Below are 23,879 nucleotides of genomic sequence, written 5' to 3'. Positions count from 1 at the left end.
TTGACAGGGAGGGGATGGAGATGACGCCCATGCTGAAGACCGTTGCCGACGCCACGCCCGCCGCCGACGCGGCCCCCGTGCAGATCCGCATCCGCGGGGTGGAGAAGACCTTCGCCGTCGGGTCGCAGAAGATCGTCGCCCTGCAGGACATCGACCTCGACATCCGCAAGGGCGAGTTCGTCTGCCTGCTGGGGCCGTCGGGCTGCGGCAAGTCCACGCTGCTGAACGCGGTGGCCGGGTTCCAGCCGCCGACGAAGGGCACCGTCGCCGTCGACGGCCGCACCATCACCGAACCCGGCCCCGACCGCGGCATGGTGTTCCAGGAATATGCCCTGTTCCCCTGGATGACGGTGGCCCAGAACGTCGCCTTCGGCCTGGAGATCAAGGGGATGTCCAAGGCCGACATCGCCGCGCGGGTCGAGTGGCTGCTGCAGAAGCTGCATCTGCAGGATTTCCGCAACCGCTTCCCGAAGGATCTGTCCGGTGGCATGCGCCAGCGCGTCGCCATCGCCCGCGTGCTGGCGCTCGACAGCCCGATCCTGCTGATGGACGAGCCGTTCGGCGCGCTCGACGCCCTGACCCGCCGCACCCTTCAGGACGAGCTGCTGCGCATCTGGGAGGAGGTCGGCAAGACCATCCTGTTCGTTACCCACTCCATCGAGGAGAGCATCTATCTGGCCGACCGCATCGTCGTGATGACTTACCGGCCGGGCACCATCAAGCGCGACGTCGTCGTCGACATGCCCCGTCCGCGCGACGGCTCAGCCCCGGAGTTCAACCGCCTGAAGCGCGAGCTGTCGCAGATGGTGATGGAGGAGCAGCAGCGCTTCAGCCAGGACGAGATCCGGTCGGTCACCGCGGACTAACGAAGGGCTTGGGCGAACGGGAAGGGGCGCCCCGCCGTGGGCGCCCCTTCACGCATCAAAGCTTCGCCGCCTCCTCGCCCATGCGCTGGCGCAGCCAGCCATGGGAGGGGGAGCCGGTGTTGCGACGGTGCCAGATCATCGACACCTCGTAGTCGCCGATGTCGAAGGGAAGCGGGCTGGTGGCGAGGCCGAGCGCATCGGCGCAGAGCCGGGCCAGACGGGCGGGCAGCGAGGTCAGCATCGGCGCCCGCATCAGGATCATCGGGATCGCCAGGAACTGGGTGGTGGAGGCGGCGACGTGCCGGCTCGTGCCGAGCGCCGCCAGCTCGTCGTCGATGAAGCTGGTCAGTCCGCCGCGCAGCGACGGCATCACATGCGGATAGCGGGTGTAATCTTCGAGCCCGATCGGCGGGGTGACCGCGACGAGGTCGGGGTTGAACAGGCAGACATGGGTTTCCCGGTAGAGAACCTGCCGGTCGTGCCAGCGCCGCAGCTCCGGCAGATAGCCGATGGCGAGGTCCAGCGTGCCGTCGTCGAGCGCGTTCAGCATGGCGTCGGGGTCGAGGTTGAGCAGCGAGACCGAGACGCGCAGGTCACCCTCCGCCGCGTCGCGCAGGATGCCGGTCAGCAGCACCGCCTGCATCGAATCGGGGGTGGAGATGGTGAAGTTCCGCTCCTCCCGCTGGGGGTCGAAATCCTCCTCCGCCGACAGGGCGCGGGCGGCGCCGACCAGCAGGTCGCGCAAGGGTTCGGCCAAGCGCTGGGCGCGCGGCGTCGGCTCCATCCGGTTGCCGGTGCGCACGAACAGCGGGTCGCCGACCAGGGTGCGCAGCCGGCCCAGCGCATGGCTGACCGCCGACTGGCTGACCCCCAGCGCGTCGGCGGCGCGGGAGACGTTGCGGGTTTCCAGCAGCGCGTCGAACACCTTGATCAAGTTGAGGTCGAGCGCCGGATTATGAATTGCCTTCATGGCGATATGAACCAAAGTAGCCTAGTTCATTGTGCACTGGACGGTGTATTCTGTCGAGCTAGAGCTGTTCCGGCAGCCGACAATCAAAAAAACAAATCCGTAGTTCCAATTCGTAGCCAAGGCCCGCGACCGGGCAGCGGACCTGTCGTCGTCATCGAGGACCGGCGGTTCCGTTCAGGGAGAAAGAGGCAAGAGCCATGGTTCGCATCAACGTCAACGGCGAGGAGCGTCAGGTCGACGTTCCCGAGGACATGCCGCTCCTGTGGGTTCTGCGGGACGAGCTGAACATGACCGGCACCAAGTTCGGCTGCGGCATCGCCCAGTGCGGCGCCTGCACCGTCCATGTCGACGGCACGCCGACCCGCGCCTGCCAGACCCCGGTCGGCATGCTGACGCCCGACAGCAAGGTCACCACCATCGAAGGCGTGAAGGGCAAGGCCGCCCAGGCCGTCCAGGCGGCGTGGCAGAAGCTGGACGTCGTCCAGTGCGGCTATTGCCAGTCGGGCCAGATCATGAGCGCCATCGCGCTGCTGACCGACAACCAGACCCCGACCGACCAGGACATCGACGCGGCGATGGACGGCAATGTCTGCCGCTGCGCCACCTATGTCCGCATCCGCGCGGCGATCAAGGATGCCGCACAGACGATGAGGGCCTGATCCATGCTGCATCATCTGATCCGCCAAGCCGCCCAGAATGGGTTCGGCGACGGGATGTCGCTCGCGCCGCTGTCCGCCCCCTCGCGCCGCGGCTTCCTGAAGGCCATCGGCGCCGGTGCCGGCGCGCTGGTGATCGGCGCGCATCTGCCGATGCCGGCGCTGGCCGCCGAAGCGGCACCCAAGATCATCGGCCCGGCCGATCCGCGTCCGCACGCCTTCGTCATCGTGGCGCCGGACAACACGGTCACCGTGCTGGCCAAGCATCTCGACAAGGGCCAGGGCATCGTCACCGGCCTCGCCACCATCGTGGCCGAGGAACTGGACGCCGACTGGGCCCAGGTGCGCGGCGCCTTCGCCCCGGCCGACCAGAAGCTCTACGCCAACCACTTCTTCGGCATGCAGGGCACCGGCGGCTCCACCGCCGTCGCCAACAGCTGGGACGAGCTGCGCATGGCCGGCGCCGCCGCCCGCGCCATGCTGGTCGCCGCAGCCTCCGCCCGCTGGAGCGTGCCGGCCGGCGAAGTGACGGTGGCGAAGGGCGTGGTCCGCCATGCCGCCAGCAACCGCAGCGCCACCTTCGGCGAGCTGGCGGAGGAGGCGGCGAAGCTGCCGGTGCCGCAGCAGGTCAAGCTGAAGGACCCGAAGGACTATGTGCTGATCGGCAAGGCCGACCTGCACCGGCTCGACCACGTCAGCAAGACCAACGGCACCGCCATCTTCTCGATGGACATCCGCCGCCCGGGTCAGGTGACGGCGGTGCTGGCCCGCAGCCCGCGTTTCGGCGGCACAGTCAAGAGCGTCGACGATGCCGCCGCCCGCAAGGTGCCGGGCGTCATCGAGGTGGTGAGCCTGCTGGTCGGCGTCGCGGTGATCGCCAGGAACACCTGGGCCGCCATCAAGGGCCGCGAGGCGCTGACGGTCACCTGGGACGATGCCAAGGCCGAGACCCGCGGCACCGACGCCATGCTGGCCGACTACCGCAAGGCGGCGGAGAAGCCGGGGTCGGTCGCGGCGAACAAGGGCGACGCCGACAAGGCCATCGCCGACGCCAAGGCCAAGGGCGGCCATGCGGTGGACGGCGAGTTCGTCTTCCCCTACCTCGCCCATGCGCCGATGGAGCCGCTGAACGCCGTGGTGGCGCTGAACCCGGAAGGTGGCTGCACCATCTGGGCCGGCTCGCAGTTCCAGACGGTCGAGCAGATGGTCGCCGCCCACATCCTGGGCTGCAAGCCGGAGCAGGTGAAGATCGACACCCAATGGGCCGGCGGCAGCTTCGGCCGGCGCGCCACCACCAACGCCGACTACATCGCCGAGGCGGTGATGATCGCCAAGGCCTATCCCAAGGCCCCGGTGCATCTGGTCTGGACGCGCGAGGACGACATCAAGGGCGGCCGCTACCGCCCGCTGTTCCTGCACAAGATCACCGCGGCGGTCGACGCCAAGGGCGAGCTGGTCGGCTGGAAGCAGCGCATCGTCGGCCAGAGCTTCATGGCCGGCACGCCGTTCGAGGCAGTGATGGTCAAGGACGGCGTCGATGCGACGATGGTCGAGGGCGCGTCGGATATGGCCTATCCGGTGGCGAACCTCGCGGTCGACGCCCACACCCTCGCCTCGCCGGTCACCACCCTGTGGTGGCGCTCGGTCGGGCACACCCACACCGCCTATGCCAAGGAGGTGATGATCGACCGCCTCGCCAAGGCGGCCGGCAAGGACCCGGTGGCCTTCCGCATGGGCATGCTGAAGGACCATCCGCGTCTGGCCGGCGTGCTGAAGCTGGCGGCGGAGAAGGCCGGCTGGGGCCAGCCCTTGCCGCAGGGCAAGGGCCGCGGCGTCGCCGTGCATGAGAGCTTCAACACCTATGTCGCCCATGTCGCCGACGTGACGGTCGACGCCAAGGGGCAGATCAAGGTGGACCGGGTGGTGGTCGCCGTCGACTGCGGCGAGGTCGTCAACCCCGACATCGTCAAGGCGCAGATGGAGGGCGGCGCCGGCTGGGGCATCGGCCATGCGCTGCGCGGCGAGATCACCATGACCGACGGCGTCGTCGACCAAGCCAACTTCGACAGCTATCTGCCGCTGCGGATGTCGGACATGCCGGTGGTGGAGGTCCACATCGTGCCGTCGCACGAACGGCCGACCGGCGCCGGCGAACCGGGAGTCCCGACCGTGGCGCCGGCGGTGGCGAATGCCGTCTTCTCGGTGACCGGCCAGCCGCTGCAGACGCTGCCCTTCAGCCGCGGCGGCATCGTCAGCTAAGCGGGGTCAGCCAGCGGGGCGGTCAGGGCGAGCCCTTTTGCGCGGGTGCGACGATCCCCGCCGTCCGCGTGGCGGCGGGGATCGCCGCCAGCGGGCGACCGGGCCAGCCCTGGTCCACCAGCAGCCTCACCGCGGGATCCACCCGCGACGCACCGGCGGGGGCAAGAGTCTCTGCCGGCTCTTTTTTGCGCGGCGCATCCAGGTGCAGAAGCCGGGCGACTCGCCAGGACCGGACGGCCGGAAGGGACGGTGCGGGGAACTGCGGTCCCCAAAGATCGGCTGCTGCGGTCGTGGTTGCCGTCGTCCGCGTCAGCACCGTGAGACGGCAGGCGGCGTACAGCACCCCGGCCAGCAGCAGGACGGCCGATGCCAACACCATCCAATGGCAGCGGCGCAGCCGCCGGGCAACAGGATCGGTCTTCGGCGCGGGTGGTCGATCGTTTTGGATGATGTTGCGGTCCGTGGCGGTCATGCGGCGCACAGCATGGCTCAAGCCGGTCCCGGCATCCCGGCCTTTCCCGGCGAACCGCCGGGGCAGCGGGGTTGCCCCCCGCGTTCCGCCGGGACCGGCCGGGATTCCCCGTCCGGACGGTTATCTCTACCGCCTCCCCAGGAATTGCAGGGCGGCTGCTTCAACGCTCCGCCGATCTCCCGCCGGGCCGCCGCCGCTCGATCTCCGCCCGCACCGTGCGGAACCAGTGCAGCTTTTCCTCGAAGGGCAGGCGGGCGAGGCCGCTCGGCGAGGGCACCACCACGTCGGCGACGCCGTCGAACAGGCTGCGCTGCTGAAGGCCCCAGGGAGCGTCGGGCAGGCCGGTCGCCGCCAGATAGACGCCCTTGCCGGTATAGGCCAGTACCCGCGGCCGGACGAAACCGACGATCCGCGCCAACCGCGGCACGCCGCCGCGCAGTTCGGCCCGCGACAGCTCGGCGGCGCTGGCGGTGGCGCGGGCGACGAGGTTGGTGGAGCCGAGTCCGATGGCCGGCAGGGTCACGTCCTCCTCCGGCCGGTAGAGCCGCGGGGTCAGCCGGGCTTCATGCAGCAGGCGCCAGAACTGGTTGCCGCGCCCGGCATAATGATGGCCGAGCGCCCCCGAGCGCAGGCCGGGATTGAAGCCGACGAACAGGCAGTCGAGCCCCGGCGCCACGATGTCCGGCAACGGCCCGGCGGGCGGCGGCAAACCGTCCGGCGGGGGGGCCGGAACATCGTCGAACAGGTCCATGGCGAACTCCTCTCCGGGGGGGAGAGGAATATAGGACGCCGCGGCCCCGCTCACAGCGAGGCGGCAACCGCGGGGGCTGGCGGGCTGTTCCGTTCGTCCTGCAGCAGGGCGAGGATGCGGTCGGTCATCCGCAGGGCCAGCGCCACGATGGTCATGGTCGGGTGGTCGGCCCCCATGGTCGGGAAGACGGAGCTGCCGGCGACGTAGAGGTTGCCCACGCCATGGACGCGGCCATCGGGATCGACCACGCCATGGCGCGGCGAGTCATGCATGCGGGTGGTGCCCATATGGTGCCAGCACCAGCCGACATCGGCCATCGTCGCCTCGGCCGTGTTCTCCTCGCCTTCTACCGTGATGAGGCCACGGCGCAGCAGGTCTTCGCGCAACAGCCGCTGCGTCTCGGTCGCCCCCCGGCGGTCCTGATCGGTCAGCCGCCAGTCCACCTTCGGCAGGTTGCGGCCGAACGGGTCGGTGGCATGGTCCAGCGTCACCCGGCTGTCCGGGTTGGGCACCGGTTCCAGCACGGTTTCCAGGGTGAAGCGGCGGGGCAGCCAGCCCGGATCGATGGTGCTGTCGAACAGGGCGTGGGCCAGCTGCGGCAGGCTGCGCAGGATGCGCGGTCCGGCGTTGCGCAGCAGGCTCGCCGCCTCGTCCTCCGATACGCCGAAGCGGCGGCAGCGATGGCGGGACGGCAGGAGCCGCAGGTCGCGCATCGCCTTGAAGGCGTCCAGCGCCCCGGAATGGTAGGAGGCGACCAGATAGGTTCGGGAATTCGGCAGCCCGTGGCTTTCCTGGAGATCGGCCGTCGGCGACAGCGCCAGCGCGATCGACGGGTGCGGACGGCGCAGGCGCCGCCGGGCCAGGCACAGGCTGACGTCGTAGAGCCTGCGGTGGTGGCCCTGCCGGGTCAGGCGGATCGGCGAGGTCTTGAAGCGCGGATGGTCGGCGAAATAGCGGCCGACCAGATCGTTGCCGTTGCCCAGCCCCGCCGCCTGCACCTTGTTGGACAGCAGCAGGATGCGCGCATTCTCGATGCCGCCGCAGCCCAGCACGAACAGCCGGGCGCCGACGGTGAAGCCGGGGCCGTCCAGCGTGCGGACCTGCACCCGCTCCACCGCGGTGGCGGACGCATTGGTGTCCAGCCCGGTGACGTTGGCGTTGAGGAAGGCGGTGATGTTGGCGGCCCGCCCGATCTCGGCGCGGTAGGCCTCGCCCATGCGGATCGGCGGGCTGAGCTGGGCGACGCGGTTCTCGAAAGCGCCGCTGCCGCCGCTCCCGGTCTCCACCGGGATCAGCTCGGTCTTCGTTCCACCGATCCGCTCCATCCAATAGTCGTTGTCGTATTCGAAGGGTCCCAGGCCGAGAACGTCGTGGGAGCGCTCGTAATAGGACATCATCGTATCGCGCGGGATCGGCCAGCCGCTGCCGGGCATCCAGGGCCGCTCGGCGAAATCCGTCGGTTCCAGCGGGCGGGAGAAGCCGCCCCAGCAATTGGTGCTGCCGCCGAGATAACGGCTGCGCGCGGTGGTCAGCCGCTCGTAGGGCAGGCCGACGTTGCGGCCGGCATACAGTGCCTGGGAGATGCCGTCGACCTCCAGCCCGCCGCCTTCCAGCAGGACGACGCTCAGGCTGCCGCCTGCGAGTTCGCGGGCGATGGTCAAGCCGGCGGCACCGCCACCGATCACGCACAGATCGCAATCGATATGCGTGCCGTTCAGGACATGGCGGGCGTCACGAAGCAAGCGGGCCTCCGTACCGGGGTCATAAGCCCACCTTTCTGCCCCGGACGCGTGGCGTAGGCCGAGCGCTCATTCGGATATACCCCCGGCGAGGGCGCATCGGCCATTCCGGCACACAAGCGCGGCACCCCGGACGAACCGGATGGCGACGGCGGGCCGGTCGACCCACCAAATCGGCATGACCGTCCGATAGGGAACGACCACCGCGCTCGGCGGTTGAAAAGGCCAAGAACGGTGCTTCGGCCCGGCCGCGGAGTTGGCCGGCGAAGACCGAAAACCATGCAATTCCCCTTGTAGTTCGAGGAGCCGCCGCCATGAAACGTCATCATCTTCTCGCGACCGCCGCCATGATCCTGTTCACGGCCCCCGCATTGTCGCTGGCCCAGACGCCGGCGCCGGCCAAGACGGTGACCGAGAAGGGCCAGCTGGCGCAGCAGGACATGACCTTCGCCCAGAAGGCGGCGGTCAGCGACATGTTCGAAATCCAGGCGGGCAAGCTGGCGCAGGATCAGGCGAAGGACCAGGGCGTCAAGCAGTTCGGCAGCCAGATGGTATCCGACCACACCAAGACCTCCGAAGCCATGAAGGCGATGGCCCAGGAGAAGTCGATGACGCTGCCGACCAAGCTCGATTCCGAGCACCAGCAGAAGCTGGACAAGCTGCGCGGGCTGAAGGGCGACCAGTTCGACTCCGCCTATCTCCAGGGCCAGACGGACGCCCACCAGACCGCCGTCACCCTGTTCCGCCAGCAGGCGGAAAACGGCAAGGACGCCGACCTCAAGCGGTTCGCCGAGCAGACCCTGCCGACGCTGGAACAGCATCTGCGCCATGTCCGCGACATGCGCCCGGGAGTCGCGTCCGCTGCCGGCGGTACCGCCCAGCAGGGCACCAGCTTCGAGAAGATGATTGGCAAGGACGTCTATGGCGAGAACGGCAAGAAGCTGGGCGACGTCGCCGACATCATCCTCGACGCCCAGTCCGGCAAGGCGACCCAGGTGATCCTGAACCGCGGCGGCATTCTGGGGATCGGCGCCAAGCATGTGGCGCTCGACTACAACCTGCTGCGGGCCGACGGCGACCGCGTCGTCGCCCGTCAGGTGACCGAGGACCAGGTCAAGCAGATGGCCGAGTTCAAGTATGACGACAACACCGTTTCGCTGGGCAAGCGCCACGGCGGCACCGCCGACCACAGCGGCATGTCCACCACGGGCGGCACCCAGCCGCGCAATCCCCAGTGATTTCGAGCGGGATCGGGCTTGATCGCCGATCCCGACACCCTGCCCCCGGCGCCGGGGAGTCCTTATCGCGGCGCTGCGGGGCCAACCGACGGAGAACACGCGATGGCGAATGCCAGCAAGAAGCACATGAGCGCCAGCGGGCAGGGCAAGGGCACCGGGGCGGGCGCCACCACCGACCTGCCGGCCGGTTCCATCGGCGACAACGCGGTGCTGTCGAACCGCGACAAGTCCCGTCATTCCGACGCCCGCGGCCTGGACAGCAAGGCCGTGCAGACCGAGCAGATGCAGGATCACGTCGCCAACCACAATCCGGATGACGAGCGTCCCACCGAATAATCACCGGCAACGCTGCAACTTCAGTGCGTCCCGAACGGGACCGGCTTCGCCCGGTCCCGTTTTTTGCTGCCCCGTCTTCGTTTCACAGCACCGCCGGAAGCGCGAGTGCCGGCGCCCGTCAGAATTGCTTTAGCAACCGGTCGATGTAGTTGCGCTCCTCCTGCGGGCGGCCGTATTGCCCGGAGCGGCGGCGGAGTTCGTCGAGGATTTCGCGGGCGCGCTGGAGTTCCGACTGTTCCGGGATCTTCACGTCGTTGGAGTCCTGCATGCCGTAGCCGGACGGCCGGCGGCCCAGCGGGTCGCGGCCGCGGCCCGGGCGGGGCATCTGGCCCTGCTGGCCCATCATCGCCGGGCCCTGGCCCATCATCATCTGCTGGGCCATCTGTTCGGCCATGCCCTGCATGCCCTGCTGGAGCTGTTCCATCGCTTCGGTCTGCGACGGCACGGCGGCTCCGGGGGCGCCCTGCTGCAGCGCCTGTGCGGCGTCGCGCATCGCACGCTCGGCGCGGCCCAGCGGCTGCGGGATCTCGCCGCCCTGCTGCTCGCCCATCCGGCGCATCAGCTCGCCCAGCTGGCGGCGCAGCGCCTCCTGCTGTTCGGCCTGCTTCTGCAGGGTCGGGCTGCCCGGATTCTGCTGCCCGTTCTGTTGCTGGCCGTTCTGGTTGCGGCGCTGGTTGGGCTGGCGGCCGCGGGGCTGCTCGCCCTGCTGTCCCTGCTGGTCCATCGACTCCTGCGACTGGCGGAAGCTCTGGTCGAGGAGCTGCTGCTGCTGCTGGGCCAGCTTCTGCAGCTGCTGCATCATCTCCCAGGACTGGTTCTGCTGCTGCTGGCCGTTCTGCTGGTTCATCTGGGCCATCGCGCCGGAGCGCATGTTCTCCAGCATCTGCTGGAGCTGCGACAGCATCTGGCGGGCGGCATCGCGCGACCCCGTCTGCGCCATCTCGCGCATCTGGTCGAGCATCTGCTGCAGGTCGTTGCGGTCGGTCATCCGGTCGGCCATCTCCGGCGGGACCATCGGGATCTGCTCGCCCCGCTGCAGGGCCTCCATCATCCGCTGTTCCATGGCGTCCATGAACTTGTCGAGCGCCGCCTGCAACTCGTCCATCAGCCGGTTCAGCTCCTCGTCGGAGGCGTTCTTGTCCAGGGCCTCGGACAGCCGTTTCTCGGCGTCGCGCAGATCCTTTTCGGCCAGCGACAACCCGCCGTCCTCGATGCGCAGCGCGGTCTCCCACAACAGCTGCTGGAGGGCGGGGACGGAGTCGGCGCCCTGGTCCAGCATCAGCCGGGCCATGGCGGTGCGCAGCGACAGGAAGGCGACGATATCGTCGCCATAGGTGCCGGGACGCGAGGAAATCTCCGCCAGCGCGCGGGCGACCTGGACCCGCGATCCCTGCGGATTGCGGGTCAGGACCTTGCGCTGGTCGATGATGGCGCGGGCGACGGGATGATTGAAGGTCCGTTCAGGCAGGATGATGGCCGCATCCTCCGACCGGCCGGTCTGGCCGGCGCCGTCGGTCGCGGTCAGCCGCACCGTCACCGGCATGCCGGCCCAGGGATGGGCGGTCAAATCCTGGAAGGCGGTGCCGTGCGCCTCCTTCGGGCGGACGCCGGGCAGCGACAGCGGGAATTCCAGCATCGCGTCGGCTTCGGCCTGTTGCGGGGCTTTCGGCGCAGCCTCGGCTTTTCCCGCGCCGCTGCTCCCCGGGACGGCGGCGGGGGGAACCTCCGGCGCCAGGCGGACCTGCGCCTTCACTTCGGTCAGGCCGTAATCGTCGCGGGCGGCATAGTCCAGCTTCAGCGCGCCGCGTTCGCCGGCGGCGGGCGGCGTGGCGTGGGCGATGATGGGGGTGCGGTCGGGCACCACCTGGATCGGCCAGGAGCCCAGCGTGCGGCCACCCTGGGTGACGGAAATCCGGGTGCCGCCGGTCACCGGCTTCTGCACCTGGAAATTGGCGGAATCCACCGCCTCGAACGGGTCGGTCCGGTCGCTGGCCTCCAGGCTGGGGGTGCCGCTGCCGCCGGTGACGCGGGCCAGGACGAGGCTGCCCTGCGGCACCTGCACCGGCTGGTCGGCGGGTGGCTGCGCGGGGGCGGCGGCAGAACCGGCGGTCTGCTGGGTGGAGGCCTGCTGCGCGGCGGGCCTGGCGGTGGAGCCGGATTTGAGGAAGACCGGCGGCAGGCCGGTGTAGTCGGGCGGGTTGATCCAGAGATCGAGCGTCGCCGCGGCGGTGGCGGTGCCGCCGGCGAATTGCGGGGTCAGGGCGGCGGCGATCCGGGGCCGCCAGTCGCCCCAGGCGGCGGCACCGGCGACCACCAGCGTCAGGATCACCAGCGCGCGCAGGGCGTAGCGGTCGTGCGACGGCACCTCGGTGCCCGGCCAGGCGACGCGCAGGCCGCGCATGGCGGCGCGGGTGCGTTCCTGGTGCAGGCGCCACAGCGCCTGGGCGGTCGGGTCGTTGCCGGCGGGGCGGTCGCGCAGGGTGTGCAGGGGGCGATGGGCAAGTCCGCTGTCCCGCTCCAGCCGGCGGCGGGCCTCGTCCTGCGCCGGGGCGCGGAAGCGGCGGATTCCGATGACGAGCGACAGCAGGAAGGCGGCGGCGAGCACCAGCAGGGCCAGTCCGTGCAGCCAGCCCGGCAGCAGGACCAGCAGGTTCAGCAGCGCGAGCGCCAGGAAGGCGCCCAGCACCGACAGCGGCGCCCACAGCGCCGGCCCCAGCCGTTCCCACGTCAGCGCCGCGCGGGCCTGGGCAAGGCGGACATGGGGTTCCGTCACCCCCGCCGCTCCGTCCTCGGCCGGATCCGCGTCATGACCCTCGTCAGGTCCAGCGCCGCGTCGCTCGTTCTGTTTCATGCCGCCCCCTCCGCGCCGGACTGCAGCCGGTCCGGCGGTTCACCTGCCGCGGCCCGGTCATGCTGCGCGAACCAATCATATAGGCGCCGCCGGCGGCTTTTGCCCACCGACTCCTCACCCGCCCGCCAACTCGTCTCCGGCGGGATGGTACAGCCCATCATCACGCGATGGCGAAACTATGACGTGCGGCGGCAGGCTGAAATTTCGGATGGGAGCGACCGGGTGTCGTCAGTCGTCGCCGTCCCCGGCCGGGAGCGGCTGGGTCACGGTGGTGCGGCGCCGGGTCTCGCGGTGCAGGATGTAGAGGCCGCTCGCCATCACCACGGCGGCACCGGCCGCCATGGTGGCGGTCGGCACCTCTCCCCACAGGAACCAGCCGAAGACGACCGCCAGCAGCAGCGAGGTGTAGTTCAGCGGCGCCACCACGGCGGCCGGCGCCAAGGAATAGGCGCGCGTCAGCATCAACTGGCCGCAGCCGCCGAACAGTCCGGTCGCCAGCAGCATGAGCCAACCGATCGGATCCGGCGTGACCCAGGAGAAGGGCAGGGACAGGCCCAGCAGAAGGGTGGTCAGCAAGGTGAAGTAGAAGACGATGGTGTCCGGCGGCTCGGTCCGGCTCAGCTGGCGGATGGCGATCATCGCCAACGCGTTGGTCAGCGCGCCGAACAGGGCGATGACGGCACCCAGGTTCAGCACGTCGCCGCTGGGGCGGACGATGATGAGCACGCCGACGAAGCCGACCAGGACGGCGCTCCAGCGGTGGATGCCGACCTTCTCGCTCAGCAGCGGCACTGACAGGGCGGTGAGGAACAGCGGGGCGGCGAAGTTCAGCGCGATGGCGTCGCCCAGCGGCAGCAGATGGAAGGACCAGAACATGGCGATCATGGTGGTCAGCCCGATCAGCGACCGCCCCATATGGCCCCAGGGATAGCGGGTGCGCAGCGTCGTCGCGAAGCCCTTGCCGAGATGGATCGCGAGGCAGACCGGGATCAGCGCGAACAGGCTGCGGAAGAACATGACCTCGGTCACCGGGAAGCGGTCCATCAGGAGCTTCGCCAGGACGTTCATCAGCGAGAAGAACAGCACGGATATCAGCATCGATCCGATGCCGAGCGGAGTGTCGTCGACGCGCTTGTGAGGCTTGGGGAGGGGGGGCGGCGGGACGGTCACGATGTACCGACCCTACCAAGCGTTGCCGCCCGCGTCACGGGATCGCGACGCGGGCGGTCATGCCGATGCGGTATGGCGGTGTTGCGTAAACCTTTCCGGGGCCGGACGCCGAGCTGTCGCTTAGACCTTGAACAGGCCGGAGATTTCGGATTCGGCGCGCAGCCAGTGTTCCTGTCCGCGGCCTTCGGGACGGCCGTCCTCTTCCCAGATCTGATAGGCTCGTTCCTGGATCATGCGGTTGCGCTGGCCGCTCAGCAGGCCCTCGGCGATGTTCATGTTCAGGCGGGCGAGCGAGACCAGCTTGCGCGTCTCGATCGTACCCTGGGTCGCCAGCATGGTGGTGGAGACGACGAACTGCGCCAGATTGCGCAGGTTGGCCTTCACCTCGGGCTCGACCGGGCAGTCCTCGTTCAGCAGGACCGCCTTGATGGCGATCCACAGCTTCAGGTTCTGGTCCAGCGCGATGTTGACCTTCTCCGGCGCATCCGACTCCAGCAGGGTGCTGGCCGCCTGCAGCAGGACGATGCTGTCCTGTTCCACCGACGCGAAGTTGGTGCGCAGGATGGTGTCGGCCCAGCTCTCCGCCGGAGCCTCGAACACGGGCGCGGCTGCGGCAGGCGCGGTTGCGGGAGCGGCGGAGGCGGCGGTCTTGCGCTTGGTGGCCATGGTGGATTCCCCGGAGAGCGTTCGGTCCGCGTCCACTTGAGCCAATCATGTTTAAGATGCGGTTAAGGCGCCGCCGTCACGCGCGCATCGCCCGGGCAAGACGCCGCGACACGATGTCCCGACCCTGGTCTTCGTCCGGCGATCGACGTCACGGCCCGCCGAAGGGCAGGCGGTAGTAGAGACCGAAGACGTTGTTGGTGCCGGCCGCCGGATCGCCGGCCGCGGCGTCGTTGACGATGCGGCTGTAACCCAGGCTGAAGCGGGACTTGTTGTCGAACTCGTATCCCAACTCCAGCTGCGAGCGGAACTCGGTGGTGGGGCCTCCTTCGCGCCGGGCGGAAGGCAGGGTGCCGGCGCCGACGCTGGGGGTGAAGACGAAGGAGCCGAGCGGCACGTCGACCAGCACGCCGCCGCTCAACCCTCCGCCCAGTCCGCTGCCCAGCCCGGCACCCAACCCGTTCACCGCCCCGCGCGGGGTCAGGCTGCTGCCCGTGCCCGGCCCGATCCAGGGCTGGATGTTGGCATAGGGTTCGATCTGCGGGAGCAGCGACGAGCCGATCCGGACCTTGCTGTTCAGGACGGTGAGGTTGCTTTCCGCCGGTGGCTGCAGGCTGTAGGCGAGGCCGCCCAACGCCCAGCCGCCGAAACGGCCGTCGGCGTCGATGGACTCCGCCCGCGCCGTTCCGCTTCCCGCCACGGCAAGCCCGATCAGGCCGGCGGCCAGAGCGGCTGGCAGGGAACTCCTCCGGGAACTCCCCCGGGACCTCCTCTGGCGGCTCAACAGGCGGTTCACGGGCACCCCCTCCCGGCGACACGTCGGACCGGACCCATGCGGTCCGGCCACTATAACGATGGGGCGTGGCAACCGACCCATGGCGTATCCGCACTAACCCTATGATGTCGCCATCGCCATCTGCGTTTCAACCATGAAAGCAGAAGCGCTGCGGCGCCCTCCTCTGTTATTCTATGGTCATGACCGCGCATCCCGCCGAACCGTCTCCCGGCCGGTGTTCCGGCCCGGGCCAGCAGGAGGAGGCGATCGCCTTCCTCGGTGATCCGCGCACCCACGGCGGGCGGGCGGTGGAGCGGATCGATACCCATGCCGCGCTTGTGTTCCTGGTCGGCGAGCGGGCGCTGAAGCTGAAGCGCGCGGTGCGCTATCCCTATCTCGACTATTCGACGGTGGAGAAGCGCCATGCCGCCTGCCGGGCCGAGCTGGCGGTCAACCGCCGCACCGCACCGGCGCTCTATCGCGGGGTGGTCGCCATCCGCCGCGGGGACGACGGCCGACTGCGGCTGGACGAGGATGAAAGCGCGGGGGAAGCTGTCGACTGGCTGGTGTCGATGGCGCGCTTCCCGGACGAGGCGCTGTTCGACCGGATGGCGGAGCGGCAGGCTCTGACTCCCGACCTGATGCGACGCCTCGCCGAGCGGATCGCCGCCTTCCATCGTGAGGCCGCCCGGCGGCCGGATGGCGGTGGGGCGGCGGCGATGCGGGCGGTGGCCGCCGGCAATTTCGAGGATCTGCGCGCCACGCCGGATTTGTTCCCCGCGGCGGCGGTGGCGCGGCTGGCGGAGCGCACGGGCGACGCGCTCGACCGGCTGGCGCCGTTGCTGGAGGAGCGGCGACGGACCGGGTTCGTCCGTCACGGCCATGGCGACCTGCATCTGCGCAACATCGTCCTGCTGGACGGCGAGCCGACGCTGTTCGACGCCATCGAGTTCGACGAGGCGCTGGCGGTGGCCGACGTCCTCTACGACCTCGCCTTCCTGCTGATGGATCTGGATCACCGAGGGCTGCGGCCGCTGGGCAACCTGGTGCTGAACCGCTACCTGGAGGAGACGGGGGATTACGCTGGGCTGGCGGCGCTGCCGCTTTTCCTGTCGCTGCGCGCCGCGGTGCGGGCCAAGGTGTCGGCCGCGGCGCTGCGGTTGGGTGGGAAGGCGGAGGGGCTGGCCGACGAAGCGCGACGCTACCTGGACCAGGCCCTCGCCGCGCTGGAGCCGGCGCCGGCGCGGCTGGTCGCGGTCGGCGGGCTTTCGGGTAGTGGCAAGACCCGGCTTGCGCTGGGGATCGCGCCGGGACTGGGGCCGGCGCCCGGTGCGGTGGTGCTGCGCAGCGACGTGCTGCGCAAGCGGCTGTGCGGAGCGGCCGACACCGACCGGTTGCCCTCCGGGGGGTATGCGCCGGCGGTCACGGAGCGGGTCTATGCCGAGCTGTGCCGGCGGGCGGCGGCGGTGCTGGGAGCCGGCCAAGCCGTGGTGGTCGATGCGGTCAGCGCCCGGCCGGACGAGCGCCGCCGGATCGAAGCGGTTGCGGCGGCGGCCGGGTTGCGGTTCGACGGCATCTGGATGGAGGCGCCGCTGTCGGAGCGGATGGAACGTGTGACCAATCGTCGCAATGATGCCTCCGACGCCACCGCCGATGTGGCGGAACGGCAGGAATCCTATGATTTGGGGACCATCGGCTGGACGCGCCTGGATTCTGGCAGGGTTGCGTCGGATGTGCTGGACGACGCCCGGGCAAGCTTGGCCTAATTCCGGGAAGCGACACCATCTTATCAAGGGCTGCGGCCTCCCGTCCCGGGCCGTGGACCGCAGCGACGATGGGGCGAATGAGACGGTACGGTGAAGAATCGTCCGCCGCCCCGGCGGACGGGCCGCCACCGTCGAGGAAGGGCCGCTCGAACGGTCCGGGAGGAGTCCATGACCTACAAGACCATCCTTGTGCCGCTGTGCGGCAGTGACAACGATCCGGTGGCCCTGAAGGGGGCGGTTGCGGTGGCGCGGGACTTCGACGCCCATCTCGTCGGCTTGTTCGTCAGCCTCGACCCGCGCGATGCCGTGCCGATGCTGGGCGAAGGCATGTCCGGCGCCATGGTGGACGAGATCATGCGTGCGGCCGAGACGGAGTCGAACAACCATCGCGCCGCCGCCCGCCGCTCTTTCGACGCCGCCGTCGCCGCGGCCGGGATCGAGATTCGCGAGGTCCCCGGCGGGGTCGAGGCGCCGTCCGCCTCCTGGCGCGAGGTCGTCGGCCGGATCGAGGACGTGGTGCCCGCCGAAGGCCGCCTGTCCGACCTGATCGTCTGCGCCCACACCTCCATCGAGGCGGACACGCAGGGATACACCACCATGGAGACGGCGCTTCTCGGCTCCGCCCGGCCGGTGCTGCTGGTGCCGAAAACCCTGCCGGCGGAGATCGGCCACACCGTCGCCGTCGCCTGGAACGGCAAGACGGAAGCCACGCGCGCCGTCGCCGCGGCCCTGCCCTTCCTGCGCAGTGCCGACCGCGTCCATGTCCTGACCGCCGAAACTTCGGTGACGGACGGCGCGACAGGACGTCGCATTGCCCAATATCTCGCTTGGCAGGGGGTTAACCCTGAGTTAACTATATTGCAACCGGGATCGGAACCCGTCGGGGAGACGGTCACCAAGAAAGCCGTGGAGCTGGGCGCCGACCTGCTTGTCATGGGCGGCTACGGCCACAGCCGGATGCGGGAAATGATCCTGGGCGGTGTCACGCGCTACGTGCTGAACCATGCCGGGCTGCCGGTTCTGATGGCTCACTGATTTTCGCCGGTTTTCGGCCGCGCGGTTTCCCCGTCGCCTTGACTTGGCGGGGTGCCGTGCGGCGTCGGCATTGGCAGGATGGCCGTCTCAGCAGGACCGTCTTCGCATCCTGCCCGCAGGGCAGTCCGGCCGTTCCCGGGAGGAACGCGCCATGTTGACGATCAAGGACTGCATCGCGCTGAGCGATCTCACCGAAGCCGAGATCGACGCGATCGCCGAACACGAGCATCTGCCGGAAATGGTGGCGGTGGAGATGGGCCATTGCCTTGCCCATTGCCCCGGCGGACCCAACCGCATCGCCCACATCATTGCCGACGATATCGCGGAGGCCTGTGCCCATGGGCAGGTCGCCCATGCGGTGGACCTGATGCACACGCTGCGGGAATTCGTGGAAACGCATCCGCAGGGGTGAGGGCGCGGGGCCGGGAACAGTCCGGCCGCGGCGGGGTTCTATTGGCAACCGTTCGACGACTGTCCACGATGACAGCTCCCCCTGACAATTGCCAAGGACCCCGACGATGGCCAGCAAGACCACCGGTACCCAGGCCGACATCTTCGCCCGCATCAAGACCGACCACGACACCATCCGCGGCCTTCTCGACAAGACCGAGAAAGCCAATGGCAGCGGCCGCGCCGTGTTCGAGGAATTGCAGCGCGAGCTGTGGGCCCATTCGAAGGTGGAGGAGGGCGTCTTCTACGCGTCGCTGAAGAAGGCCAAGGAAGCGAAGTCCGAAACCATTGAGGGGTTGAACGAGCATCACCTCATCAACGGCCTGCTGGATGAGTTGAACGCGATGAAGACCACGGACAGCGGCTGGAAGGAAAAGCTCCAGGTGCTGGGCGAACTGGTCCGCCACCACCTGGACGAGGAGGAGGAGGAGCTGTTCGAGGAGGCCAAGGAGGTGCTGGACGACGACCGCGCCGCCGAACTGGGCAGCGCCTACGCCGACCGCAAGACGCACATCATGGCGGGTCTGGCGCCGCTGTAAGGGGATCTCCCTCTCCCGCCCCGGGAGAGGGCCTGCATAGTCCCGTTCGGTTGCCGCCGGCTGGGAAAGGGGCCATATCTGGGGCTTCCTGGAACTGGCCGGCGGTGTCGATGTTCAAGCGTGCAAGCGTCAAGCGGGGGCTTCCCCGGCGAGCCGGGCTGTTCGCCCGCGCCGCGCTGGCGGTGGCGGCCCTTGGGATATCCGCCCTGATGACCTCCGCCGTCGCTGCCCCGGCCCCACCGGCGAAGGACCTGGCACAGAAGACCTGCGCCACGCTTGCGGCGCGTGTCGACGAGGTGTCCGGGCGCGGGCCGCTGTTCCTGCGCAGCTACGACAATTCCTATGCGCCCGGCCCGACCTCGGAGCCGGCGCTGTCGAACGCCGCCTTCACCTATGACAATGCGCTGGCGATCATGGCGCTGACCGCCTGCGGCCAGCGCGACAAGGCCCTGCGCATCGGCGAGGCGCTGCTCGACGCCGTCTCGCTCGACCGCGCCGGCTGGAAGGGGCGGCTGCGCAATGCCTACCGGGCCGGGGCGCAGAAGCAGCGGCCGATCCCGCCCAACGGCTGGTGGGATGCCGTCGGCAACCATTGGGGCGAGGACCCCTATCAGGTCGGCACCGCCACCGGCAACGTCGCCTGGGCCGGGTTGGCGCTGCTGACTCTGGCCGACACCACCGGCGAGACCCGTTTCCGCGACGGTGCGGCGGAACTGGCGCGGTGGGTGGTCGAGCATACCCGCGACCCGCGCGGCCCCGGCGGCTTCAATGGCGGTGTGCAGGGTTTCGACGACGCGCCGCAGCCGCTGACCTGGAAATCGACCGAGCACAACACCGATCTCGTCGCCCTGTTCGGCTGGCTGGCCAGGGATGCGGGTGATGACTTCGCCGGATCGGAGCGCGAGGCGCGCGCCTTCCTCGACACGCTGTGGACGGCGGGCGGCGACCATTTCCCCATCGGCACCGGGCCGGACGGGGTGACGATCAGCACCTCCACCTCCGGCCTCGACGCCCAGCTCTGGCCGCTGCTGCTGCCGAAGGCGCCGGAGGCCTGGCGCGCCGCCCTGTCCTATGCGGAGCGGGCGCATGGCGCCGACGGCGGGTTCGATTTCAACGACGACCGCGACGGCATGTGGGTGGAGGGCACGGCGCAGGCGGCGCTGGCCTACCGCGCCGTCGGCCGCCGCGGCGATGCCGACCGGCTGTTCGGCGAGCTGTTGAAGGAGATCAGCCCCGGCGGCTATCTCTACGCCACCCGGCCGCAGGTCCTGACCACCGGGCTCGCCATCGGGCCGGACAGCAAGACCGACGACTTCCTCTATTACCGCCGCCCCCATCTGGGCGCCACCGCCTGGGCGGCGCTGGCGGCGCTCGGATGGAACCCGTTCACGGGGAAAGCGGTGCCGTAACCAACCGTCTTCCGCGCCTCATCCGGCGCGGATGTGCGAGAGGAAGCCCTCCACTTCGGTATGCATCGCCTCCGACTGCCGGGACAGGTCGCGGGCGGCGGACAGCACCTGGTTGCCGGCATCGCCGGTCTGCGCCGCGACCTCCGTCAGCTCCGACAAGCTGGCCGACACGCTGGCGGTGGCGTGGGAAGCCTGCTGGATGGCGCGGCTGATCTCCTCGGTCGTCGCGTTCTGCTGGGTGATGGCGCCGGAAATGGCGGTGGCGATCTCGTTCATGCGGGCGATGGTGACGCCGATGCCGCGGATCGCCGTCACCGCGGTGCCGGTCACCGTCTGCATCGCCTGGATCTGGGATGAGATTTCCTCGGTGGCGCGGGCGGTCTGGCTGGCGAGGCTTTTGACCTCGGACGCCACGACGGCGAAGCCCTTGCCGGCCTCTCCCGCACGGGCCGCCTCGATGGTGGCGTTCAGCGCCAGCAGGTTGGTCTGGCTGGCGATGTCGTTGATCAACTGCACCACCTCGCCGATCCGCTGCGCGGTCTGGGCGAGGTCGCCGACGACGGCGTTGGTCTGCTCGGCCTCGCGCATCGCCGCACCGGCGACGTCGGTGCTCTGGCTCACCTGACGGGCGATCTCGGCGATGGAGGCGTTCATCTCCTCCGTCGCGGCGGCGACCGCCTGGACGTTGGAGGAGGTCTGTTCCGACGCGGCGGCGGAGCCGGTGGCCTGCTGCATGGATTTCTGGGCGATGCCGCTCATGCTGCGGGCGGTGCTTTCCAGCTCGGTCGCAGCGGAGGCGACGCCGCGCAGGATGCCGGAGATGGCGCTGTCGAAGGCGCGCAGCAGCCCCTCGCGCCGGCTGGCGACGGCGAGCGCCTGTTCGCGCTGGCGGTCGACCTCGGCCTGGACCTCGCGGCCCTTGACCAGATCCTGGCGGAAGCCCTCCACCGAGCGGGCCAGTTCGCCGATCTCGTCCTTGCGGCCGGTGCCTTCCACACTCTTGTCGAGCGCGCCGCCGGCCATCCGCCGGACCTCCTCGATCAGGGCGCGGAGCGGCAGCACCAGCCCGGCGCGCGAGATCATGATGGAGATCAGCAGGCCGACGGCGAGCGCCAGCGCCGCCGCCACCGCCAACGTCATCTTCAGCGTCTCCGCCAGCGTCAGAGCCTCCTGTACGGCAGCCCCGGTACGCTTCGACACATCGCCGTTGTAGGCCTTCACCGCGTCTGTCAGCGCCATCTGTCCGTCACGGCTGGCCTTCAACCCGCCCAGCACCAGCCCGCGGCCTTCGTCGCCGCCCTTGGCCGCCGCCGTCTTCGCGGTGTCGAGCATGGCGTGGACGTTCTTCTCGTAGCTGCCGAAGCTGGAGCGGATGGCGTCGACCTTCCCCATCTGGTCGTTGTCGGACCGCGAACGCAGCGCCGTCAGCCGGTCCTTGATCTCGGCGATCCGCTTGTCGGCCTGTGCAGCGAAGCCCGCTGCCTGGGCGGGATCGTTGCCCAGCTCATATTCCATCCGGCTCAGCGCGATGATGTCGATGCGCATGTCGAAGGCGTCGAGCTGTTCCTTCTGGGTGCGGACCAGATCGCCGACGGCCTGTTCGGTGCGATCCAGCGCGTAGAAGCCGGCTGCGGCCGTCACCACGGAGAAGAGCCCGACGACGGCGGCCGCGGCGGCCATCTTGGTTTGAATGTGCCAGTCGGCCAGCATGGTCCTTCACCTCGATTGGGAGCTGAGCGGGAGGGGGCGGTTCGCACAAGGCGTGATCAGGAAGGGACGGGTGGTTTGGGAACGGCAATCCGGGACACCCGCCGAAACATTATCCCATCACGGTATTATTTAATTTTCTTAAATGCGTGGATCGATGTTTGCGGGGGTCATGGTTTTGTAATGGCAGATTACAAATTTATGACGCTGCCCTTGTGTGCGAAGCTTTCGATATTCACGCGATCCGCAATCGTGCCCGCGCCGTGTTCCGCAGCTTATCCATGGAAATGCTCGTAGAGCTTTCGCGCGATGGCCTCGCTGATGCCGGGGGCGGCCTCCAGATCCTTCAGTCCGGCGGAGGCGACGGCGGTGGCGCTGCCGAAATGATGGAGCAGCGCCTTCTTGCGGGTCGGGCCGATGCCGGGGATGCCGTCGATGCGGCTGTGCGACATCGCCTTCATGCGGCGGGCGCGGTGGCTGTCGATGGCGGTGCGGTGGGCCTCGTCGCGCAGCCTTTGCAGGAAATGCAGGACCGGATCGTTGGGCGCCAGGGTCAGCGGCGGCCGGCCGGGCTGGAAGAAGCGCTCGCGCCCGGCATTGCGGTCCGGCCCCTTGGCGATGGCGACCAGCGGGATGTCGGTGATCTGCAGCATCGCCAGCTCGTCCTTCACCGCGTTCAGCTGGCCCAGCCCGCCGTCGATCAGCACGAGGTCGGGCCACTGCCCCGAATCGCGGCCGGACTCGCTGCTGCGGTGGAAACGGCGGGTGAAGGTCTCGCGCAGCATGGCGTAATCGTTGCCGGCGGCGTCGGGATCGCGGATGTAGAAGCGGCGGTAGGCGTTGCGCTGGAACCCGTCGGGCCCGGCCACCACCATGGCGCCGACCGGGAAGGAGCCCTGGATGTGCGAGGTGTCGTAGATCTCGACACGGCGTGGGGGAGCGGGCAGGCCGAAGACGCGGGCCACCCCCTCCAGCAGGGTCGCCTGGGTGGAGCGCTCGGCCAGCCGGCGGCCCAGCGCGTCGCGGGCGTTGGTCTGCGCATGCTCGACGGCGCGGCGCTTCGGCCCGCGCTTGGGGCATTCCACGGCGACGCGGTGGCCGGCGGACAGGCCCAGCGCCTCCTCCAGCAACTCCGGGGCTTCCACCGGGTCGCTCAACAGCAGCAGGGCCGGTGGCGGGGTGTCGGCATAGAGCTGGGCGGCGAAGGCGGTCAGGATGTCTCCGGGCTCCTCCTCCGCATCGACGCGGGGGAAGAAGGCGCGGGTGCCCTGGTTGCGGCCGCCGCGGAAGAAGAAGGCCTGGACGCAGGCGGCGCCGCCCTCGCGGTGCAGGGCCAGCACGTCGGCGTCGCCCAGCGTGTCCTCCAGATTGATGTCCTGGCGGCTCTGCAAGGCGGTGAGCGCGCGGATGCGGTCGCGCCAGCGGGCGGCGTCCTCGTATTCCAGCCGGTCGGAACTGTCGAGCATGTGGCGGGCGAATTCCGCCTGGACCTCGGCGCTGCGGCCGGACAGCACGTCGCGCACGCCCTGGACCTGGGCGGCATACTCCTCCTCGTCGACGCGGCCGACGCAGGGAGCCGAGCAGCGCTTGATCTGGTGTTGCAGGCAGGGCCGGGTGCGCGAGGCGAAGACGCCATCGTCGCAGGTCCGCAGCAGGAAGGCGCGCTGCAGGGCGGCGATGGTCATGCCGACCAGATGCGGCGAGGCGTAGGGGCCGAACAGGTCGGAGTCCCGGCGGTTGCCCTTTCCCGGAGTGCCGCGCCGTTCGGCGCTGCCGCGATGCTGCATCAGGCGGGGGAAGTCGTGACCTTTCCCGATCACGATGTAGGAGAAGGACCGGTCGTCCTTCACCAGGATGTTGAAGGGCGGCAGCAGGCTGCGGATCAGGTTCGCTTCCAGCAGAAGCGCCTCGGCCTCGGTGTGGGTGGTGACGAACTCCATCGAACGAGTGAGCGCCACCATCCGCCGGGTGCGGTTGGGCAGCCCGTCGGTCCGGGTGTAGCTGGCCACCCGCCGTTTCAGGTACTTCGCCTTGCCGACATAAAGCACCGACCCGTCGGCCGCCAGCATCCGATAGACGCCTGGCGTGTCCGGCAGGGTCGGCAACTGGGCGCGGATCACGTCCGCTCCGCTGCCGGGCACCCCGTCCATGTGCACTCTCGTTCCCGCAAAGCTCCGATTCGCCGTTCACCCAATCAGTAGAACGGAACGGGACCAAGAGACAAGAA

General features: G+C 69.4%; 20 protein-coding genes. 10 read left to right on the top strand and 10 right to left on the bottom strand.

Annotated features, from left to right (window positions below):
• The first annotated feature begins 29 nt into the window (after window positions 1-29).
• Window positions 30-866 carry an ABC transporter ATP-binding protein gene (locus JHL17_RS19915; RefSeq protein ID WP_247893671.1) on the top strand — a complete coding sequence of 279 codons (837 nt, stop codon included), beginning with the start codon at window positions 30-32 and terminating at the stop codon, window positions 864-866.
• A gap of 55 nt (window positions 867-921) precedes the next feature.
• Here the strand turns inward: JHL17_RS19915 and JHL17_RS19910 are convergent, their stop codons facing one another.
• A complete protein-coding gene (locus tag JHL17_RS19910) occupies window positions 922-1,836 on the bottom strand; it encodes a LysR family transcriptional regulator (protein ID WP_200195685.1) in 915 nt (304 codons plus the stop codon).
• Window positions 1,837-2,033: 197 nt separating this feature from the next.
• Here JHL17_RS19910 and JHL17_RS19905 point away from each other — a divergent pair, with 197 nt between their 5' ends.
• Window positions 2,034-2,495: a (2Fe-2S)-binding protein gene (locus tag JHL17_RS19905; RefSeq protein ID WP_200195683.1), complete on the top strand. Its 462-nt coding sequence runs from the start codon at window positions 2,034-2,036 to the stop codon at window positions 2,493-2,495.
• Window positions 2,496-2,498: 3 nt separating this feature from the next.
• Window positions 2,499-4,751 (top strand): xanthine dehydrogenase family protein molybdopterin-binding subunit, encoded by a 2,253-nt coding sequence (locus JHL17_RS19900; RefSeq protein WP_200195681.1) that lies wholly within the window; start codon window positions 2,499-2,501, stop codon window positions 4,749-4,751.
• 22 nt (window positions 4,752-4,773) lie between these two features.
• On the opposite strand, the gene JHL17_RS19895 is transcribed toward JHL17_RS19900, so the two are convergent.
• The 3 genes from JHL17_RS19895 to JHL17_RS19885 form a co-directional block, all read right to left on the bottom strand.
• The gene (locus JHL17_RS19895; protein WP_200195679.1) at window positions 4,774-5,223 is read right to left on the bottom strand and encodes a hypothetical protein; all 450 of its coding nucleotides are present in this window, start codon (window positions 5,221-5,223) and stop codon (window positions 4,774-4,776) included.
• A gap of 160 nt (window positions 5,224-5,383) precedes the next feature.
• A complete protein-coding gene (locus JHL17_RS19890) occupies window positions 5,384-5,974 on the bottom strand; it encodes a mismatch-specific DNA-glycosylase (RefSeq protein WP_200195676.1) in 591 nt (196 codons plus the stop codon).
• Window positions 5,975-6,024: 50 nt separating this feature from the next.
• Window positions 6,025-7,716 carry an FAD-dependent oxidoreductase gene (locus tag JHL17_RS19885; RefSeq protein WP_200195674.1) on the bottom strand — a complete coding sequence of 564 codons (1,692 nt, stop codon included), beginning with the start codon at window positions 7,714-7,716 and terminating at the stop codon, window positions 6,025-6,027.
• A gap of 311 nt (window positions 7,717-8,027) precedes the next feature.
• Here JHL17_RS19885 and JHL17_RS19880 point away from each other — a divergent pair, with 311 nt between their 5' ends.
• Together JHL17_RS19880 and JHL17_RS19875 are read left to right on the top strand one after the other, a co-directional pair.
• On the top strand, window positions 8,028-8,951 hold the full coding sequence (locus JHL17_RS19880) for a DUF4142 domain-containing protein (RefSeq protein WP_211113473.1): 924 nt from the start codon (window positions 8,028-8,030) through the stop codon (window positions 8,949-8,951).
• Window positions 8,952-9,053: 102 nt separating this feature from the next.
• The gene (locus JHL17_RS19875) at window positions 9,054-9,287 is read left to right on the top strand and encodes a hypothetical protein (RefSeq protein WP_200195672.1); all 234 of its coding nucleotides are present in this window, start codon (window positions 9,054-9,056) and stop codon (window positions 9,285-9,287) included.
• 118 nt (window positions 9,288-9,405) lie between these two features.
• Here the strand turns inward: JHL17_RS19875 and JHL17_RS19870 are convergent, their stop codons facing one another.
• The 4 genes from JHL17_RS19870 to JHL17_RS19855 form a co-directional block, all read right to left on the bottom strand.
• Window positions 9,406-12,138, bottom strand: coding sequence for a TIGR02302 family protein (locus JHL17_RS19870; RefSeq protein WP_200195670.1), 2,733 nt, complete (start codon window positions 12,136-12,138; stop codon window positions 9,406-9,408).
• Between the two features lie 228 nt (window positions 12,139-12,366).
• The gene (locus tag JHL17_RS19865; RefSeq protein WP_200195668.1) at window positions 12,367-13,308 is read right to left on the bottom strand and encodes an EamA family transporter; all 942 of its coding nucleotides are present in this window, start codon (window positions 13,306-13,308) and stop codon (window positions 12,367-12,369) included.
• 120 nt (window positions 13,309-13,428) lie between these two features.
• A complete protein-coding gene (locus JHL17_RS19860) occupies window positions 13,429-13,974 on the bottom strand; it encodes a DUF2934 domain-containing protein (protein WP_200195666.1) in 546 nt (181 codons plus the stop codon).
• Between the two features lie 148 nt (window positions 13,975-14,122).
• The gene (locus JHL17_RS19855) at window positions 14,123-14,767 is read right to left on the bottom strand and encodes a hypothetical protein (protein ID WP_345773843.1); all 645 of its coding nucleotides are present in this window, start codon (window positions 14,765-14,767) and stop codon (window positions 14,123-14,125) included.
• A 179-nt stretch (window positions 14,768-14,946) separates the two neighbouring features.
• Here JHL17_RS19855 and JHL17_RS19850 point away from each other — a divergent pair, with 179 nt between their 5' ends.
• The 5 genes from JHL17_RS19850 to JHL17_RS19830 all read left to right on the top strand — a co-directional run bounded on the left by JHL17_RS19850 (window position 14,947) and on the right by JHL17_RS19830 (window position 19,945).
• The gene (locus JHL17_RS19850) at window positions 14,947-16,512 is read left to right on the top strand and encodes a bifunctional aminoglycoside phosphotransferase/ATP-binding protein (RefSeq protein ID WP_200195662.1); all 1,566 of its coding nucleotides are present in this window, start codon (window positions 14,947-14,949) and stop codon (window positions 16,510-16,512) included.
• Window positions 16,513-16,680: 168 nt separating this feature from the next.
• Window positions 16,681-17,547 (top strand): universal stress protein, encoded by an 867-nt coding sequence (locus JHL17_RS19845; RefSeq protein WP_200195660.1) that lies wholly within the window; start codon window positions 16,681-16,683, stop codon window positions 17,545-17,547.
• Between the two features lie 151 nt (window positions 17,548-17,698).
• On the top strand, window positions 17,699-17,959 hold the full coding sequence (locus tag JHL17_RS19840; protein ID WP_200195658.1) for a hypothetical protein: 261 nt from the start codon (window positions 17,699-17,701) through the stop codon (window positions 17,957-17,959).
• A 106-nt stretch (window positions 17,960-18,065) separates the two neighbouring features.
• Entirely contained in the window at window positions 18,066-18,536 is a 471-nt protein-coding gene (locus tag JHL17_RS19835; RefSeq protein ID WP_200195656.1) for a hemerythrin domain-containing protein, read from the top strand.
• Window positions 18,537-18,646: 110 nt separating this feature from the next.
• Window positions 18,647-19,945: a hypothetical protein gene (locus JHL17_RS19830; protein WP_200195655.1), complete on the top strand. Its 1,299-nt coding sequence runs from the start codon at window positions 18,647-18,649 to the stop codon at window positions 19,943-19,945.
• An 18-nt stretch (window positions 19,946-19,963) separates the two neighbouring features.
• Here the strand turns inward: JHL17_RS19830 and JHL17_RS19825 are convergent, their stop codons facing one another.
• Window positions 19,964-21,655, bottom strand: a complete 1,692-nt coding sequence (locus tag JHL17_RS19825; RefSeq protein WP_200195654.1) for a methyl-accepting chemotaxis protein — start codon at window positions 21,653-21,655, stop codon at window positions 19,964-19,966.
• A gap of 272 nt (window positions 21,656-21,927) precedes the next feature.
• Window positions 21,928-23,802: an excinuclease ABC subunit UvrC gene (gene uvrC, locus JHL17_RS19820; protein WP_200195653.1), complete on the bottom strand. Its 1,875-nt coding sequence runs from the start codon at window positions 23,800-23,802 to the stop codon at window positions 21,928-21,930.
• Window positions 23,803-23,879: the final 77 nt, after the last annotated feature.

Source organism: Azospirillum endophyticum (assembly GCF_016595245.1).
GTDB lineage: Bacteria > Pseudomonadota > Alphaproteobacteria > Azospirillales > Azospirillaceae > Azospirillum > Azospirillum endophyticum.
The sequence above is the reverse complement of the archived record's forward strand: the minus strand, read 5'-3'. Positions and strand labels throughout refer to the sequence as shown.

Excerpts from the sequence above, each read along its gene's own strand:
- JHL17_RS19915 (WP_247893671.1), top strand. The coding sequence starts at position 30 with ATGCTGAAGACCGTTGCCGACGCCACGCCCGCCGCCGACGCGGCCCCC.
- JHL17_RS19910 (WP_200195685.1), bottom strand. The coding sequence starts at position 1,836 with ATGAAGGCAATTCATAATCCGGCGCTCGACCTCAACTTGATCAAGGTG.
- JHL17_RS19905 (WP_200195683.1), top strand. The coding sequence starts at position 2,034 with ATGGTTCGCATCAACGTCAACGGCGAGGAGCGTCAGGTCGACGTTCCC.
- JHL17_RS19900 (WP_200195681.1), top strand. The coding sequence starts at position 2,499 with ATGCTGCATCATCTGATCCGCCAAGCCGCCCAGAATGGGTTCGGCGAC.
- JHL17_RS19895 (WP_200195679.1), bottom strand. The coding sequence starts at position 5,223 with ATGACCGCCACGGACCGCAACATCATCCAAAACGATCGACCACCCGCG.
- JHL17_RS19890 (WP_200195676.1), bottom strand. The coding sequence starts at position 5,974 with ATGGACCTGTTCGACGATGTTCCGGCCCCCCCGCCGGACGGTTTGCCG.
- JHL17_RS19880 (WP_211113473.1), top strand. The coding sequence starts at position 8,028 with ATGAAACGTCATCATCTTCTCGCGACCGCCGCCATGATCCTGTTCACG.
- JHL17_RS19875 (WP_200195672.1), top strand. The coding sequence starts at position 9,054 with ATGGCGAATGCCAGCAAGAAGCACATGAGCGCCAGCGGGCAGGGCAAG.
- JHL17_RS19870 (WP_200195670.1), bottom strand. The coding sequence starts at position 12,138 with ATGAAACAGAACGAGCGACGCGGCGCTGGACCTGACGAGGGTCATGAC.
- JHL17_RS19860 (WP_200195666.1), bottom strand. The coding sequence starts at position 13,974 with ATGGCCACCAAGCGCAAGACCGCCGCCTCCGCCGCTCCCGCAACCGCG.
- JHL17_RS19850 (WP_200195662.1), top strand. The coding sequence starts at position 14,947 with ATGACCGCGCATCCCGCCGAACCGTCTCCCGGCCGGTGTTCCGGCCCG.
- JHL17_RS19845 (WP_200195660.1), top strand. The coding sequence starts at position 16,681 with ATGACCTACAAGACCATCCTTGTGCCGCTGTGCGGCAGTGACAACGAT.
- JHL17_RS19840 (WP_200195658.1), top strand. The coding sequence starts at position 17,699 with ATGTTGACGATCAAGGACTGCATCGCGCTGAGCGATCTCACCGAAGCC.
- JHL17_RS19835 (WP_200195656.1), top strand. The coding sequence starts at position 18,066 with ATGGCCAGCAAGACCACCGGTACCCAGGCCGACATCTTCGCCCGCATC.
- JHL17_RS19830 (WP_200195655.1), top strand. The coding sequence starts at position 18,647 with ATGTTCAAGCGTGCAAGCGTCAAGCGGGGGCTTCCCCGGCGAGCCGGG.
- JHL17_RS19825 (WP_200195654.1), bottom strand. The coding sequence starts at position 21,655 with ATGCTGGCCGACTGGCACATTCAAACCAAGATGGCCGCCGCGGCCGCC.
- uvrC (WP_200195653.1), bottom strand. The coding sequence starts at position 23,802 with ATGGACGGGGTGCCCGGCAGCGGAGCGGACGTGATCCGCGCCCAGTTG.